Genomic DNA, 16,690 nt, shown 5'->3' with positions numbered 1-16,690 from the left:
CAAAAAAAGGTTGTGAGAAAAATGGCTGAGAACAAAACGCCCGACATATTGTATACCATTGTAGACGAAGCGCCGGAGCTGGCCTCCGCGTCTTTCCTGCCGATCATTCGCAAGTTTGTATCCGCAGCTGGAATCACCGTCGGCACACCAGACATTTCCCTCGCAGGCCGCATCATTGCGACCTTCCCAGAGAACCTGACCGCCGAACAGCGCCAATCTGATGATCTGGCCGCGTTGGGTGAGTTGGTGAAAACACCAGACGCCAACGTCATCAAGCTGCCAAACATCTCGGCGTCCGTGCCACAGCTTGTTGCCGCAATTGAAGAGCTGCAAGGGCAGGGCTACGCGATCCCATCCTACCCCGAAGAGCCAAAAACCGACGAAGAGAAAGCGATCCGCGCACGTTTTGATGGTATCAAAGGCTCCGCCGTGAACCCCGTGCTGCGCGAAGGCAACTCTGACCGCCGCGCCGCCCGTGCCGTGAAAAACTTTGCTCAGAACAACCCACACTCCATGGGCACTTGGGCGTCTGACAGCAAAACCAAAGTCAGCTCCATGCCGGGCAATGACTTCTACGCCAATGAAAAATCCGCGACCATCACTGATACGCAAGCCGGTGACGCAAAAATCGAATTTGTCGCCGCCGACGGGGCTGTGACGGTTCTCAAAGACAGCTACCCGCTGGCCGCTGGCACCATCGCTGACGCGACTTTCATGTCTGCCAAAGCGCTGGGCGCCTTCCTTGCTGCTGCGATTGAAGACACCAAAGCCGACGGCACCATGTTCTCTTTGCACATGAAAGCCACCATGATGAAGGTCTCTGACCCAATCATCTTTGGCCACGCTGTGAAAGCTTGGCTTGCGCCTGTGTTTGAAAAATTCGGCGCCGAAATGGCCGCGCTGGGTGTGAACCCGAACTCTGGCATGGGGGATCTGCTGGATCGCGTGTCCGGCAACGCTGACATCATGGCCGCCATCGAGGCTGTGACCGCGGAGCGCCCCGGCATGTACATGGTGGACAGCGACAAAGGTATTACCAACCTGCACGTGCCGTCTGATGTGATCATCGACGCGTCTATGCCTGCCGTGATCCGCGCAGGCGGCAAAGGCTGGGATGCCGCTGGCAACAAAGGGGACACCAACTGTGTGATCCCGGATCGCTGTTACGCGACTGTCTATGACGAAAGCATCAACTTCTTCAAAGCCAATGGCGCCCTTAATGTGGCAACGGCCGGGTCTGTGGCCAACGTGGGTCTGATGGCGCAAAAGGCCGAAGAATACGGCTCTCACCCAACCACGTTTGAAGCTCCAGCCGACGGCACCATTCGCATCGTGCTGGAAAACGGCGAAACACTGCATTCCCATGCTGTGGAAGCTGGCGACATCTGGCGGTCCTGCACCGTGAAACAGGCCCCGATCGAGAACTGGATCGAACTGGCGCTGGACCGTCAGCGTTTGACCGGCTCTGAGGCGATTTTCTGGCTCGACGCCAACCGTGCACATGACGCCGAGCTGATCAAATACGTCACCCCGGCACTTGAGGCCGCAGGCAAAGCAGATCTGTTCCAAATCCTCGCCCCACGTGAGGCCACGGCGCAGTCGCTGAAAACCATCACCGCCGGCAACGACAGCATCGCCATCACCGGCAACGTGCTGCGCGACTATCTGACCGATCTCTTCCCGATCCTCGAGCTTGGCACCTCTGCCAAAATGCTCTCCATCGTGAAGCTGATGCAGGGCGGTGGTCTGTTTGAAACCGGCGCGGGTGGCTCTGCCCCAAAACACGTGCAGCAGCTGGTGGAGCAAAACCACCTGCGTTGGGACTCCATGGGTGAATTCTGCGCACTGGGCGAAAGCCTGAACTTCCTTGCAGACGTCAAAGGCAACGCCAAAGCGGGTGTTCTTGGTGTCGCAGCAGAAGCCGCAACCCAAGGCATTCTGGACGACAACCGCAGCCCATCACGCAAAGTTGGCGAGCCTGACAACCGTGACAGCCACTACTGGTTTGCCCGCTACTGGGCCGATGCGCTGGCAGCACAGTCCGACGACGCTGACCTCGCCGCAGAGTTTGCCCCAGTGGCCAAAGCTCTGGCCGAGGGTGAAGAGGCCATCCTCGCCGAACTCGCCGCCGTGCAAGGCCCAGCTGCCGACATCGCAGGCTATTTCCGCCCAAGTGTCGAGCTGAAAGCCAAAGTCATGCGCCCAAGCGCGACATTGAACGCGATCATCGGCTGAGGCTGAGACCGCACGAGAACTTAAACGCCGTCCAGAAATGGGCGGCGTTTTTGTTCCGAGTATTTTGATCCAGAGCCAGCGACCGACCCGAGCTCAGGGGGCCAACGCTGTACAGCGCACCAATGGCGGGTTCGCAAAACTTCCCAGAGAAGAAAACTGCGACCAATCCGGTGTGACAGGGGCGTGCAAGCACCTCATAAGACGCCAGTCAAACCCGCATTCTTCCAACTCTGACCCATGAGGGAGGATGTTGTATGGCGTCTATTGTCAAAAAGCATTCAAAACCAGTGATCGGACACCATATTCGACGGGCTCTCCACCAACGGCTCAGGCAATTCCCTTATGGATCGGCTGGGCAAAAGCATCTCATAAATGGCGCGCCTGTTTCTTTGGCGCGGACACCAAAGTTCTTGTCTGAAATTCTCAAAGTGCTCTCTGCGCAAAGACATATGTGTCAGCTGCATCTTTTACGCGAGAACCTCCATGGAATTCCTAAAAAACTACTGCCTCAAACATGCCTGGTGTCGCGACCTGTGGGTCGCAGCCACTTTAATGGGTATTGCCATAGGCGGCGCCTTTGTTGTTTTGAGGGCGGTGCCAAACACGGTGATCATTGGCCCCTGATTTGACACGTAGAAGGACCGTCAATCGGTGCGGTCAAGCCAGTTACACCGGCACCTGCAACCCCACCTTCACCCGATCAATCACCACATTGCTGTGAAATCGTCGAATGTTGGGATTGTCGTTAAAAACCCGCCGACTGAACTCCTCATAGGCCGTCATGTCCGGCGCGGTGACGACCAGAATGAAATCGGCCTGTCCAGTCACATAATAACATTGCTGTACATCATCGAGCTGCAGCATGGAGCGGCGAAATTCGTCGAGCAAATCTGTGCGCTCCCGCTCCATCTCAACCTCCACCACAAAGGTCATCGGCCGCCCCACCGCTTTGGCGGAGACCACAGAGATATCCGCCTCCACAATCCCGTCCTCGCGAAACCGCTTCAACCGACGTTGTACGGCAGAGCGTGACACGCCCGCAATGTCCCCCAACTCATCCGCCGTCAGCCGGTTGTTCTTTTGCACCGCCGCCAACAACCGCCGGTCAATATCATCCAAATCATTGATCATAGTGGGCGTCCTGAGTTGGTTTGAGGGTAAAATGCACGGCTTGGGGTCACATCAGAGCATTTTGCCCAAATCCTTGCGCTACCCTGTGTGGGTGAACCTCACCTGTCAACCCACTGCGCCCCATTGCCAATTGCGCGCGTCGCCCCCAAGCTGGCCCACACCAAAGCCACACACGGAACCACGCTATGTCCTTCACCTTTACGCATCACCACCACGTTGTCTTTGGCGATTGTGACCCGGCGGGCATTGTCTACTATCCCAATATCTATCGCTGGATGGATGGCACTTTTCAAAGGTTTCTGCAGTCCTACGGCGGACACGCCGCAGTCTGTGCAAAGCTGGATGCCGTGGGGCTTGGCCTGATGGAAACCCACGCCAAATACCGCCGCCCGCTCACGGATGGCGACGCGCTCACCATTCGCATGGAAATCACCAGCTGGTCGGCCAAATCCTACCGGCTGATCCATCACGGCTATGTGGGTGACGCTCTGGCGTTTGAGGGCACGGAGGTGCGAGCGCTGTTTGAACAGCGTGACGGACGCATGCGTGCGGGGGAAGTCTCCCGCCTCAAAACCTTACTAGAGAGCCAATCCGAGCCATGACTGAAACGCTACAAAACCCCCACCGCGGCACCGGGCTGCCAAACCGATTGTCTGACACGCTGCCCAGCAGCGATGCCGCTGCCGTTGCCAAACTGCTTGCGCTTTGTCCCGCACACGCCGAAACGCCGCTGCGAGACATGGCCGAGCTCGCCACCACAATGGGTGTCGCCAGCTTTCATATCAAAGACGAGCGCTCCCGTATGGGGCTCGGCTCTTTCAAAGCCCTCGGTGCCGCCTATGCGATCGCGCACGACGCGGCCCGCACAGAACCTGACGATTGGGCGCAGGCGTTGACAGGCCGCACCTATGTCACCGCATCAGCTGGCAACCACGGCATGTCTGTCGCCGCCGGTGCGCGTGTCTTTGGTGCAAAGGCTGTCATCTACCTGTCTCATACGGTGCCCAAGGCGTTCGGGGCTCGGTTGGAAGCGCAAGGCGCGCAGGTTGCCTGGGCAGGTGACGACTACGAAGCCAGCATGGTGGCCGCCCAAAAAGCGGCTGCTGACAACGCATGGACGCTGCTTTCTGACAGCACATGGGACGGCTACGAAATGTCAGGCTTTCGCGTGATGGAGGGCTATCTTCAAATGGCATCTGAGGCCGCCTCCCAAATCCCACGCCCGCCCACACATATTTTCTTGCAGGCGGGCGTGGGGGGGCTTGCCGCCGCTGTCGCCGCCTATGCGCGCGCCACATGGGGGGATGCACCGCAGATCACTGTGGTGGAGCCCGAAGCCGCCCCGGCGCTCATCGAGGCCATCCGTGCCGGTGCGTTGGTCGACACCTCAGGACCAGTGTCCGACATGGGGCGGCTGGATTGCAAAACCGCCTCAATGGTGGCGCTCAACGGTTTGGCCATGGATGCTGACAGCTTTGTGACCATCTCCGAACACGAGGCTCACGACGCTGTGCAAACCCTGAAGGCGCAAGGCATCGCCAGCACCCCTTCGGGTGTTGCCGGTGTCGCCGCCGCCCTTCTCAAACGCCCCAATCTGGGGCCTGACGCGCGCGTGCTCACATTTGTCAGCGAAGGCCCCGAAGATGCCTAAGCGCGGTTTCCCGGACACAGAGTTCTTAGCCCGCGTCACCCGTTTGCAAGCGGCCATGGCACAGGCCGATCAATCGGCGCTCCTTCTGACCTCCGCTGCGGATATCTTCTATGTCACCGGCTTTCTCACCCGTTTTTGGGAAAGTCCCGCCCGCCCATGGTTCCTGATTGTGCCGGTTGCGGGCGCACCCATTGCCGTTATCCCTGCCATCGGCGCTGATCTGATGTCAGGCACGTGGCTCACCGATATCCGTACTTGGGACGCGCCATTCCCCGGTGATGATGGCATCACCCTGTTGACCACAACACTCAAAGAAGTTGTTGGGGACGTCGGCACAATTGGCCTTCCGATGGGGCTGGAGACTCAGCTGCGCATGCCGTTGGCGGACTACCATCAACTCACTGAAAACCTCGCGCCACGCCGGTTTGTGGATGCCACCAACACCGTGCAGCGCACGCGTGAGATCAAATCTGAGGCGGAGATCCGCAAAATCCGCGCCGCCTGCGCCGTGGCAGATCGCAGCTTTGCGCGTATCGCAGAATATGCCAGCGCAGGCTGCACCCATGCGGAGGTCTTTCGCGACTTTCAGCAAATGCTGCTGAGCGAAGGTGCCGATTGGGTCAGCTACACGGCTGGCGGGGCCGGGCAGGGAGGCTATGGTGATGTGATCTCCCCAGCCGGGGATCAAAAGCTCACGGTTGGAGACATCCTGATGTTGGACACGGGGGCGGTGCTGGATGGATACTTCTGCGATTTTGACCGTAACTTCGCCATCACCCAAGCTGATGACGCCGCCAAGAGAGCCTATGAGGCGCTTTATGCCGCCACCGATCATGTGCTGGCGACCCTGCGTCCCGGCCACAGGGCCTGTGACGTGCACGCGATGTTTGTCGAGAGCCTCACCGCACAGGGCGCCACGCCCGGTGGCGGCCGTTTGGGGCATGGCCTTGGCATCACGCTCACCGAATGGCCCAGTTTCACACCCTATGACCAAACCGAGCTGCGCGCAGGCATGGTGCTTACGCTTGAGCCGGGTGTTGAAATCGCTCCCGGCCTGTTTCAGGTTCATGAAGAAAACGTCGTCCTGCGCGAGCATGGCTGCGATCTTCTCTCCACCCGCACGCCCGCAACCCTGCCCATTCTGAGGTAATCTTATGCAAACCATGCCGTTCGAACTTGGTGCACCCGCCGCAGGCCAAACCACGCTGGGCTTGATTGTGCTGAAATTTGACGAAACGCTTGAACAGGATTTCCGTCGTTTGTTTCCCGGGCGTGACATGTCGATATATGTCAGCCGGGTTGCCTCCGACCCAGAAGTCACCCAAGACACCTTGCTGCAGATGTCTCAGACCCTCCCTGCCAGCGCCTCCCTGTTCCCCCCTGCAGCTCAATTTGATGTGGTGGGCTACGGGTGCACCTCTGGTACCACGATGATCGGTGCTGCCAAAGTCGCCGGTCTTGTGCAGCAGGGCGTTCAAACCCCCGCCGTTACTGATCCGCTCACCTCCGCACTTGCGGCTTGCAAACATCTCAACATCTCACGCCTCGGCATGGTCACACCCTACGTGGAATCAGTCTCGATTCCGGTCCAGCAAGCCTTTGAGGCCGCAGGCGTTTCCGTGCCGCACTTGGTGTCTTTTGGTGAATCTGGCGAAGAAAACGTCGCCCGCATTGACGCCGCATCTATCATAAGCGCCGCACTGCACGTGGGCCAACAAGACGTCGACGCGGTTTTTCTCAGCTGCACCAACTTGCAAACGCTTGACGTCATTGCAACGCTTGAGGCCCAACTCAACAAACCAGTCATCAGCTCAAACTCCGCTTTGGCGTGGCATATGGCAACGCTTTCTGGTGCAACACTTGCTTTGGATGCGCCGGGCCGCCTGTTGGCGGAATTGTGATCTCGCGCCTTTAGCGGGGCATGACGCCCGCGCCGGTCCCATGCAGGCCTATGACCAAAGATTCCAACGAACTCAGCGGTTTTGGCCGCCGTCTCCGACAGTGGTATTGTCACTGTCAGCCCCGCCAACTTGATCTTGCATAAGACGTGCCTGCAACTCTGGCTTGAGTGTCCTCAAGCGGGGCAAGCGAGAGGAAATTGCCAAAAGCAAACAAGCGAAAAGCTGACTAAACAATCGCTGATACTTGCGCAAAACGTCCTTTCGATGTCGCAGATAGATCGGACAGCGAAATGCCACTGGCTCCAAGTTGACATCAAATATGGGAGTAGCAGCTATGAAAATCGGCTTTATCGGCTTGGGAAATGTCGGCGGCAAGCTCAGCGGTAGTCTGCTGCGCAATGGCCACGAGCTTTATGTGTATGACCTCAGCGCAAATTTGGTTGCGGACAAATTGGCCGATGGGGCCAAGGCGGTGTCCGGCCCCGCAGAAATGATGCGCATCTGTGAGGCGGTGATCACGTGCCTGCCGTCTCCTGCCGCTTCTGATGCTGTGATGCAAGAGATGGTGCCAGAGGTGACTCCGGGAAAAATCTGGATGGAAATGTCGACCACCGATGAGGCTGAAGCCAAACGTCTTGGGGCCATGGTCATCGCCAAGGGAGGCGCGGCAGTGGACTGTCCGGTCTCAGGTGGTTGTCATCGCGCAGACACAGGTAACATCGCCATTTTCGCAGGATGTGACCGTGCCACATTTGAGCGCATCTTGCCGTTGCTCACCACCATGGGCCGCCGCATCCTGCACACGGGTGACCTTGGGTCTGCCTCTGTCCTGAAAGTGGTGACCAACTATCTCGCAACCGCGCATCTTGTGGCCAGTGCGGAGGCGCTCACCACCTGCAAAGCTGCCGGTTTGGATCTGAACACTGCGTATGAAGCTATCCGGGTAAGCTCCGGCAATTCCTTCAGCCATGAAACCGAAAGCCAAGTCATCTTAAACGGCAGCCGTGACATCTCTTTCACCATGGATTTGGTCAAAAAAGACATCGGACTGTTTCAGGAGGTCGCTGATCGTGCCAGGGTGCCATTGGAACTCAATCCGCTGATGATCCGCATGTTTGACGATGCCATCGACCGTTACGGTCCGCGTGAGCTAAGTCCAAACATCATCAAGCGGCTCGAAGACGCCACGGGGTTGTCTGTTCAAGCACCGGGGTTTCCATCAGAAATGGTGGATGATGAACCTGAAGAGCCCGGGTATGAGGTGGTGCCACGCGCAGCTGGCTAAAGTCACCTTCGCCATGTGATCGGGGCTGTTACGGGGGCTGCGCTGGATTTTGGATTGGCAACAGCGGGGAGACATCCTCTTCGCTGTGCACAGTCCAACAGTTTTTTTCCTGCAGAGGCCGACAAGTGAAACGCCACAGCCCCCTAGGAGATTATCTAAGACCGCGCGGCAACCTCCAGCACAGAGGGCGCGCGCATCTGTCCCAAGACATTGCGAAAACTCGCGGGGTGTGTCGCTGTCCTTCCGCTGGCATCACTTGCGTTGGTTCGGCTCTTTGACAGGAAGAGCGGCTCAAAATCGACGTGCCCAAGTGGCGGTCTCTTGGCGGGGGGGGAGCCAACATGCCCAAACATGCAGACACGCATCGACGATTGGCCTGCGGATCACACCCAAAGAGCCAGTTCGAGGCCCAACTTTGGTCGCTCATTAACGTTTGGTGTTATGCGATTTTGCCACCACCGCAAAACAGCCGCGATACAGACGCAATACCGACATGCCAAAAGGCACATGGTTTGCGTTAACCATATGACGTCATGCCTTGGGGTGGGTTTTGTTGTAGACTTCCATCAGGCGGGCGGTGTCCACGTGTGTATAGGCTTGTGTGGTCGACAAAGAGGCATGTCCCAGCAATTCCTGAATGGCGCGTAAGTCGCCGCCAGCACTCAACAAATGGGTTGCGAAACTGTGGCGCATCGCATGAGGGGTGGCGCTGGCTGGCAAGCCAAGCTGCTGCCGTGTCTGTTGCATCACCTTTTGCACAATCCGCGGATTGAGCGCACGACCCCGCGCCCCGCGAAACAGCGCGTCATCAGCGCTAAGTATATGAGGGCAAAGCTTAATGTAGTGATCGACCGCATCTCGCGCAGCGTCCAATACGGGAACAACGCGTTCTTTGTCCCCTTTGCCGACCACCCGAAGCGCGGCGGGCAAAGGCGCATCTTTTCGTTTCAAGCCAAGAGCTTCTGACACCCGCAGTCCACAGCCATACAACAAGGTCACAACAGCGGTGTCGCGCGCACCAATCCAATCTTCTTGTGACTGAAACTCAACAGTTTCAATGACTTGTTTGGCGGACTCTTCGCTCAAAGGGCGGGGCAGCTTGGCCTGAAATTTCGGTGCACGTGTGGCCAGAACCGCCGTTGGATCACAGCCTTCACGCTCTGCCAGCCAGCGGTAAAAACTCTTCACTGCTGATAACTTACGTGCCAAGGACCGCGGTGAAAGTCCTCCACTGCGCTCTCGTGCCATCCAACTGCGCATGTCCGCCACGCCAACCGCCATCAAAGGCGCCCAGCCTTGCGGCTCCCCTCTATGCAGCGTCAAAAACGTCAAGAAATCAGTCAGATCACGTCGGTAGGCAGAGATGGTGTTGTCAGACGCATTGTCCAGGGCCGATTTATGTGCCAGAAATCGCGCAAGCGCATCTCCGGCCGCAGGGCTGATCACGCCAACCAGCGGCGCATTGCGCGTTCAAAGACCCCAGCAAAAAATGTCAAAAGATCAGTGCCTTGTTGTGGCGTGAACTGATGTGGATCTTCCGCGCCCATAACCAGCAGACCGGGCAATCGTCCCGTGCCGAAGTCCAGTTTTAAGCAGGCCTCAGAGCGGATCCAATCGGCGTCATCGCCATATACCACCGAACGGCCACCTTGTACTTGGCGCAACGTCACCTGCCTTTGTGGTACATTGCGTCCACCAGTTAGGTAGTCTTCTACAAACCCGGGTGCCGCGGTCGACAAAACATCTCCCAAGCGTGCCAACGCATGGTCACCGTCGGTCTCTTGCTCGGTTTCTAAGACCAAACGAATGGCATCGACGCGCAGAATATCGGCAACTTCGCCGCCCAAGTCATGCAAAAAGCGTTCGAATTCAATCGGGTCCAACATCCGTAAGATCGCGCGATGTACTTGGTTGGTGCCAGCCAGATTGTCGTAGGCGGCGGCGATCACACTGCGATGGGTGTCCTCAAGCCTGTCTAGGCGCGCCTCTAACCGCTCCATCGCAATGCCGCGGAGATCGACAATATTGCCACCCATGGTTTTCTCATTGGCGGCGATCAATGCGCGCATCAGGGCGCGATCTTCTAAGATCACATCGGGTTGCGAGATAATTTTGTCGCGTAGGTCGTCTTCTATCTTTGGATTGCTGCTCATGTCGGTGCCATTTTTGGTCATTGCGCAGACTTTATCAGAGCCGGTCGGCAATTGCCGCAACTATTTTGACCCAAATTTCTCTTCGGCAAACCTCTGCTTCTTATGGTGCGAAAATACCTTCGGATGACTTTCGGTAACGGAGCGGGGGCGGCGCCTCGGTCACATGGTTTTGGCTCTTTCTCGTAATGCGAATTTTTGAATTTTGCCCGTCGACGTCTTTGGGAGCTCCCCAAACGTGACGTGTTTTGGTGTCTTGAAGCCTGCTAAGTTTTTGCGTGTGAAGGCAATCACTTCCGCCTCATTTGCAGTGGCGCCGTCCAACAATTCGATAAAGGCAAACGGGACTTCGCCCCATGTGTCATCGGGTTTGGCCACCACCGCGGCAAGGCTCACAGCGGGATGCGTCATCAGCACGCTTTCCACCTCCACGGAACTTACGTTTTCGCCACCGGAGATAATGATGTCTTTGGCGCGGTCAGTGATTTGCACATACCCATCTGGGTGCTGCACCGCGATATCGCCTGAATGGAAGTATCCACCAGCAAACGCTTCCTGCGTGGCATTGGGGTTCTTGAAGTAGCCTTTCATTACACCATTGCCCCGGATCATGATTTCCCCATCAGTCGCGCCATCCATCGGGATCTGTTCCATTTGTTCGGTCATTACGGTGACGTCTTCGATGAACGGCATTGCAACACCCTGACGTGCTTTGATAGCAGCGCGGTTGTCGCCGTCCAGATCGTTCCAACGTTTTGAATCCCATAGGCATTCCGTTGCTGGACCATAGACCTCGGTCAATCCGTATACTTGGGTCACATGAAATCCCATGGGCTCGATCTTTGCCAAGGTCGCTGGTGCCGGGGGGGCACCCGCGGTGAAGACTTCCACGACGTGATCAAACACACGACGGTCGGCCTCTGGCGCGTTTATTAAGGTGTTTAGAACGATTGGCGCTCCGCCGAAGTGAGTGACACCTTCGTCAGCAATGGCATCAAAAATATTCTTCGCAGTTATGTCGCGGCAACAGACGATGGTGCCGCCGACCATTGGCATCATCCATGTATGGCACCAACCGTTGCAGTGAAAAAGTGGCACAATGGTGAGGTAAATGGGATGCAGGGTCATTTGCCAACTCAGAACTTGCCCCATGGCATTTAGGTAAGCCCCTCTGTGATGATACACGACACCTTTGGGCTGGCCGGTGGTGCCGGATGTATAATTCAGAGCAATGCTCTCCCATTCATCTTTCGGCATCACCCACATAAAATCCGGTTCGCCACGCTCCAGCAACGCCTCGTATGACAGATGGCGTCCACTTAGCGGATGACCGAATTCGGGGGCTGCAACTTCAATAATTTGAGGCCCATCACCTTTGATCGCAGTGACTGCTGCCTCTGCCAAGTCGACAAAGGCGCTGTCAACCAACACGACTTTTGCGCCACCATGTTCAAATATGTAAGACACAGTCGCAACGTCGAGCCGGATGTTGATGGCGTTGAGCACCGCTCCGCATGCAGGTACGCCAAAATGTGCCTCTGCGGCGGCAGGAACATTTGGCAACAAAGTTGCCACGACGTCACCGCTCATCACGCCCAGTGCAGACAACCCTGATGCAAGTTGGGTGCAGCGCGCGTGGTAGTCGCGATATGTGAGGCGCGAGTCGCCATGAACCAGGGCCAAGCGATCAGGGAAGACGTGCGCCGCACGTTTGAGGCCAGAGAGAGGCGTCAGCGGCACATAATTTGCATCGCATTTTTCCAATCCAGTTTCATCAGCCATCCACCCCATCGGCACGTCCTCTTTTGTTTGCGTTTGTGCTACCTTGCTTTGTGGTGTCGAAAATGAAAACCCGGTAATAATACGAATTTTTGGGTAGGTATCTTGAAATATTTGTGCGGCAGGGGCCGATTTCATGTTTGCTGCGTGGTGTGGGGCTGCTTTCAGGGGCAGGTTTCCGATAATTTTCGACAAACTCAGCGTTGATTTTTCGAAAGTCGGGATCGAATGCGCCGCAACTGTTTTGGAATGTTTACGGTTCCTAGAGGCCGACACAAAACAATCGCAATTACGGCCCAAAGTTTCCCAACTCAGGACGCGGGGCGGCTGTAAAGCTTGTTGCAATAGGCGTTTTTGCCAATGGAAAATACCGTGAGATCAATTCGAGACAAAGCGCGATTGGCGCTTAGCCACCGCCATCGAACCACCGGACCGAAGCCGGTTTTGACCACAGCCGGTTGTGGTCTGGTGTCGGGCACGCGAGTCGCGACGCCTGGCGGGTGGGCAGTTGTCGATCGGCTAAATGTCGGGGACGAAGTGTTGACCTTTGACGCAGGTTTCCAACGGGTCACCGCATTGGTGCCAGAAACCGTTTTTGATGCAGCGCAATTGACCCCGCGTGCTATGTGGCCGCTGCGCATTCCAAGCGGTACGTTGAGCAATCGTCAGGATTTGATCGTTTCTCCCCATCAAGGGGTCTTGGTCGAAAGCCCGGATGTGCGTGATAGTTGGGGGGATCCATTTGCGGTCCTTCCTGGTGCAGCGCTTGAAGTCGTGGAAGGTGTCAAACGCGTTGAGGCAAACGGTCGACTGGAAGCGTTTTTGCCGGTCTTTGCGGAGGATCAAATGATTTTTGCCAACGGTGGGGCTCTGTTGTTTTCTCAATGTATTTGGGGATTACGTGCTGGTGTGCGCCCGCGGTTTGGAAAGGCACCAAATTACAATTTGTTGTCTATGAAAGCAGCCATGGAGCTTCTGGAGCACGGAGCGGTGCGTACTCTTGACGTCAATCCAGAAGTTTTGCGCCAAGCGGCTTAAGGACATCATACTCGAATGAGAAAACGCCCGGGAGCTAAAGGCTTCCGGGCGTTTTTGTCTTAGCTTGGCAAGCGACTAATCTTCTAAGCCGCGGCTTGGGATTGAGGCCCAAATCGGCCGTAGAAGCTGTCGCCGTTGTTGGCCATTTCGCGCAGCAGAGGTGGGCAGGCAAAGCGGTCGCCAAACTTTGCAGCCAGTTCATCACAGCGCTCTGCGGCCCAGGCGGCGCCTACGATGTCTAGCCAGCTAAATGGACCACCGGACCAAGGCATAAAGCCCCACCCCAAGATCGCCCCAACGTCACCTTCGCGGATGTCTTCAAGAACACCTGCCTCCAGCGCGCGCACAGCTTCCAGAACTTGCGAGAAGATCAGGCGGTGTTGAACCTCAATCAGTTCTGGCTGGTCGTCAAGCTTGGTGAACTTCGCGTTGAAGCCTTCCCAATAGTCGCCACGTTTGCCTTTTTCGTCATAGTCAAAGAAGCCAGCTTTTGCCTTACGTCCCAGACGACCTTCTTCGACCATCCAAAAGGTCACGTCGTCAGCAATAGACTTTGGATAGGCATCGCCCATTGCAGCCATGGTGGCCTTGGCAATCTTGGCGCCGAGGTCCAGAGAGGTTTCATCAACCAACTGGATGGGACCCACGGGGAAACCCAAGAGCTGCGCCGCATGATCCAGCAGTGGAAGCGCGACACCTTCGCCGGCCATCATCACCCCTTCGTTGATGTATGGGATGATACAGCGGTTGGCGTAGAAGAAACGCTCGTCGTTTACAACGATAGGCGTCTTCTTGATCTGGCGTACATAATCGAGAGCTTTGGCAACTGCCCGTGGGCCGGTTTCTTTGCCTTTGATGATTTCCACCAGCGCCATCTTCTCCACTGGAGAGAAGAAGTGGATGCCAATGAATTGCTCTTTGCGCACGGAGGCTTCGGCCAAACCGGTGATCGGAAGGGTCGAGGTGTTGGAAGCAAAGATTGCATCTTCAGGAATGATTGCCTCGACCTTTTTGGTCATCTCAGCTTTCACGCCCACATCTTCAAACACAGCCTCGATGATCAGATCAACGTCAGACAGTGTGTTCAGATCAGTTGTTGCGTTGATGCGCGCCAACATAGCTTCTTTCTTCTCCGCGGTGACTTTGCCGCGCTTTATGCCCTTGTCGAGATAGGTCTCGGTGTAGGATTTGCCGCGATCTGCCGCGTCTTGGTTGGTGTCGATCAACACAACGTCCATACCTGCCTGAGCGGACACCAGAGCGATACCCGCGCCCATCATGCCAGCGCCCAAAACGCCAACTTTTTTGACGCTTTGATCAGGCAAGTCGGGGCGGTTTGCACCTTTCTCCAAAGCTTCCTTATTGATGAACAATGACTGGATCATCGCAGAGGAGGATGGGTTCATCAGAACGTTCACAAACCAACGTGCTTCGATCTTAAGAGCTGTGTCAAATGGCACTTGCGCACCTTCGTAGGCCGCAGAGAGCAACGCTTTGGCAGCTGGATAAACGCCCCAAGTGTTGCCGTTGACCATGGCGGATGCACCAGCATAGGTCATGAAGCCAGCAGGGTGATAAGGTTCACCGCCCGGCATTTTGTAGCCTTTGGCATCCCATGGTTTAAGGATATCCGCGTCGGTGGCATTCAGCACCCATTCGGTTGCCGCCGCCACCGGATCGTCCACAACTTCGTGAATGATGCCAGCCGATTTGGCTTTCTTAGGATCTACCATCTTGCCTTGCAGCAGGAACGGAGACGCCGCCATGGCGCCCATCATACGGATGAAACGGGTTGTGCCGCCCATACCTGGGAAGATGCCAACCATGATTTCCGGAAGGCCGATTTTGGCCTTTGGGTTGTCGGCAGCAAAGATGCGATGGGTTGCCAGCGGTAATTCGAGGCCAATGCCGAGCGCTGTGCCAGGTAGGGCAGACGCAATTGGCTTGCCGCCTTTGTTGGTCTTTGGGTCCATACCTGCACGCTCGATTTTGCGCAGGAACGTGTGGCCCATCATGGTGAAGTCAAACAGCGCTTGCGCAGGCTCGTCACCCGCATCCGCACGAATTGAGCCCAGCACGTTGAGGTCCATGCCGCCAGCAAACGTGTCTTTGCCTGAGGTGATCACGGCGCCTTTGATATCGTCATTGCCCAACACTTCGTCGATGCAGGCTTCCAAGTCACCAAAAGCTTCGCGGCTCAGAACGTTCATGGACTTGCCAACCACGTCCCAAGTGATAATGGCGACACCGTTGTCGCCGACTTTCATTGTGAAATCAGTCATGTCATTTATCCTGTTGTCGGCGGATTACACGCGTTCGATGATTGTGGCGGCACCCATGCCGGAAGCGATGCAAAGCGTGGCAAGACCCACCTCTTTGTCCTGACGCTCCAGCTCGTCCAGCAGCGTGCCGATGATGATCGCGCCGGTTGCGCCCAGCGGGTGGCCCATCGCGATGGAGCCGCCGTTCACGTTGACAAGCTCTGGGTCCACATCAAACGCCTGCTGGAAGCGCATCACAACGGAGGCGAAGGCTTCGTTGACTTCGAACAGGTCGATGTCGGAGATCGCCATACCTGCGTCTTTCAGAATTTTCTGGGTCGCCGGGACCGGACCGGTCAGCATGATGGTTGGGTCCAGACCAATTTTGCAGGTCTGTTTGATCACGGCGCGTGGTTTGATGCCGTATTTCTCACCAAACTCTTTGTTACCGATCAACACACCAGCAGAGCCGTCCACGATACCAGAGCTGTTGCCTGCGTGGTGAATGTGGTTGATTTTCTCAAGGTGCGGGTACTTCATGATCGCCAGCTTATCAAAACCGGGCATCACTTCGCCTTGTTCTTTAAACGCGGGCTTGAGACCGCCAAGGGACTGCATGTCCGTGGTGGGGCGCATGTATTCGTCGCGGTCCAGAATGGTCAGGCCGTTGATGTCTTTGACGGCAACTATAGACTTATCAAACCGGCCCTCGTCCCATGCCTTCGCGGCGCGACGTTGAGATTCTACGGCCAGTTGATCCGCCTGATCACGGGTGAAGCCATACTCGGTCGCGATGATATCAGCAGAGATGCCTTGAGGGACAAAATACATGTCCATGGCCACAGACGGATCCACAGCGATTGCTGCGCCGTCAGAGCCCATAGGCACACGGCCCATCATTTCCACACCACCTGCGATGTATGCATCGCCCGCGCCGCCTTTGATTTGGTTGGCCGCCAAGTTCACGGCTTCCATACCAGAGGCGCAGAAACGGTTGATGGCAAGGCCGGGGATCATTTCGTCCAAGTCAGATGCAAGAACGGCGGTCCGCGCAAGGCAACCGCCCTGTTCTTTAACTTGGGTGACATTGCCCCAAATCACATCTTCAACGGCATGGCCCTCGAGGTTGTTGCGCTCTTTCAGGCTGTTGAGCACGGTTGCGGATAGGGCAACAGAGGTCACTTCGTGCAAGCTTCCGTCTTTGCGGCCTTTGCCGCGCGGCGTGCGCACGGCGTCATAGATATAGGCTTCGGTCATGG

Annotated in this window: 13 protein-coding genes; 7 read left to right on the top strand and 6 right to left on the bottom strand. The window is 56.6% G+C overall.

From position 1 onward, the window contains the following. Positions 1 to 21: 21 nt before the first annotated feature. Positions 22 to 2,235: an NADP-dependent isocitrate dehydrogenase gene (locus tag ABWV47_RS12575; protein WP_353312315.1), complete on the top strand. Its 2,214-nt coding sequence runs from the start codon at positions 22 to 24 to the stop codon at positions 2,233 to 2,235. A gap of 666 nt (positions 2,236 to 2,901) precedes the next feature. Here ABWV47_RS12575 and ABWV47_RS12570 read toward each other — a convergent pair. Beyond that, entirely contained in the window at positions 2,902 to 3,366 is a 465-nt protein-coding gene (locus ABWV47_RS12570; RefSeq protein WP_353312313.1) for an Lrp/AsnC family transcriptional regulator, read from the bottom strand. A gap of 185 nt (positions 3,367 to 3,551) precedes the next feature. On the opposite strand from ABWV47_RS12570, the gene ABWV47_RS12565 reads away from it, so the two are divergent. The 5 genes from ABWV47_RS12565 to ABWV47_RS12545 all read left to right on the top strand — a co-directional run bounded on the left by ABWV47_RS12565 (position 3,552) and on the right by ABWV47_RS12545 (position 8,203). Then, on the top strand, positions 3,552 to 3,968 hold the full coding sequence (locus ABWV47_RS12565) for an acyl-CoA thioesterase (RefSeq protein WP_353312311.1): 417 nt from the start codon (positions 3,552 to 3,554) through the stop codon (positions 3,966 to 3,968). Next, the gene (locus ABWV47_RS12560) at positions 3,965 to 5,017 is read left to right on the top strand and encodes a pyridoxal-phosphate dependent enzyme (RefSeq protein WP_353312309.1); all 1,053 of its coding nucleotides are present in this window, start codon (positions 3,965 to 3,967) and stop codon (positions 5,015 to 5,017) included. The genes ABWV47_RS12565 and ABWV47_RS12560 overlap by 4 nt, the downstream gene beginning before the upstream one ends. Beyond that, on the top strand, positions 5,010 to 6,167 hold the full coding sequence (locus tag ABWV47_RS12555; protein WP_353312308.1) for a M24 family metallopeptidase: 1,158 nt from the start codon (positions 5,010 to 5,012) through the stop codon (positions 6,165 to 6,167). Before ABWV47_RS12560 ends, ABWV47_RS12555 begins: the two co-directional genes overlap by 8 nt. A gap of 4 nt (positions 6,168 to 6,171) precedes the next feature. After that, on the top strand, positions 6,172 to 6,918 hold the full coding sequence (locus ABWV47_RS12550) for a maleate cis-trans isomerase family protein (RefSeq protein ID WP_353312307.1): 747 nt from the start codon (positions 6,172 to 6,174) through the stop codon (positions 6,916 to 6,918). 334 nt (positions 6,919 to 7,252) lie between these two features. Further along, positions 7,253 to 8,203: an NAD(P)-dependent oxidoreductase gene (locus ABWV47_RS12545; RefSeq protein ID WP_353312306.1), complete on the top strand. Its 951-nt coding sequence runs from the start codon at positions 7,253 to 7,255 to the stop codon at positions 8,201 to 8,203. A 531-nt stretch (positions 8,204 to 8,734) separates the two neighbouring features. On the opposite strand, the gene ABWV47_RS12540 is transcribed toward ABWV47_RS12545, so the two are convergent. The 3 genes from ABWV47_RS12540 to ABWV47_RS12530 form a co-directional block, all read right to left on the bottom strand. Then, positions 8,735 to 9,658: a tyrosine recombinase XerC gene (locus ABWV47_RS12540; protein ID WP_353313864.1), complete on the bottom strand. Its 924-nt coding sequence runs from the start codon at positions 9,656 to 9,658 to the stop codon at positions 8,735 to 8,737. Next, positions 9,646 to 10,356: a DUF484 family protein gene (locus ABWV47_RS12535; protein WP_353313862.1), complete on the bottom strand. Its 711-nt coding sequence runs from the start codon at positions 10,354 to 10,356 to the stop codon at positions 9,646 to 9,648. The genes ABWV47_RS12540 and ABWV47_RS12535 overlap by 13 nt, the downstream gene beginning before the upstream one ends. A gap of 159 nt (positions 10,357 to 10,515) precedes the next feature. Then, positions 10,516 to 12,144, bottom strand: coding sequence for an AMP-binding protein (locus ABWV47_RS12530; protein WP_353312305.1), 1,629 nt, complete (start codon positions 12,142 to 12,144; stop codon positions 10,516 to 10,518). 348 nt (positions 12,145 to 12,492) lie between these two features. Here ABWV47_RS12530 and ABWV47_RS12525 point away from each other — a divergent pair, with 348 nt between their 5' ends. Continuing rightward, complete coding sequence (locus ABWV47_RS12525) at positions 12,493 to 13,170, top strand: Hint domain-containing protein (RefSeq protein WP_353312304.1); 678 nt, start codon at positions 12,493 to 12,495, stop codon at positions 13,168 to 13,170. Positions 13,171 to 13,253: 83 nt separating this feature from the next. Here ABWV47_RS12525 and ABWV47_RS12520 read toward each other — a convergent pair whose 3' ends face one another. Together ABWV47_RS12520 and ABWV47_RS12515 are read right to left on the bottom strand one after the other, a co-directional pair. Further along, entirely contained in the window at positions 13,254 to 15,452 is a 2,199-nt protein-coding gene (locus ABWV47_RS12520) for a 3-hydroxyacyl-CoA dehydrogenase NAD-binding domain-containing protein (protein WP_353312302.1), read from the bottom strand. A 24-nt stretch (positions 15,453 to 15,476) separates the two neighbouring features. Beyond that, on the bottom strand, positions 15,477 to 16,688 hold the full coding sequence (locus ABWV47_RS12515; RefSeq protein WP_353312300.1) for an acetyl-CoA C-acetyltransferase: 1,212 nt from the start codon (positions 16,686 to 16,688) through the stop codon (positions 15,477 to 15,479). Positions 16,689 to 16,690: the final 2 nt, after the last annotated feature.

The sequence above is a fragment of the Shimia sp. NS0008-38b genome (assembly GCF_040370365.1).
Classification (GTDB): domain Bacteria; phylum Pseudomonadota; class Alphaproteobacteria; order Rhodobacterales; family Rhodobacteraceae; genus Shimia.
This window is presented reverse-complemented; position numbering and strand designations above follow the sequence as displayed.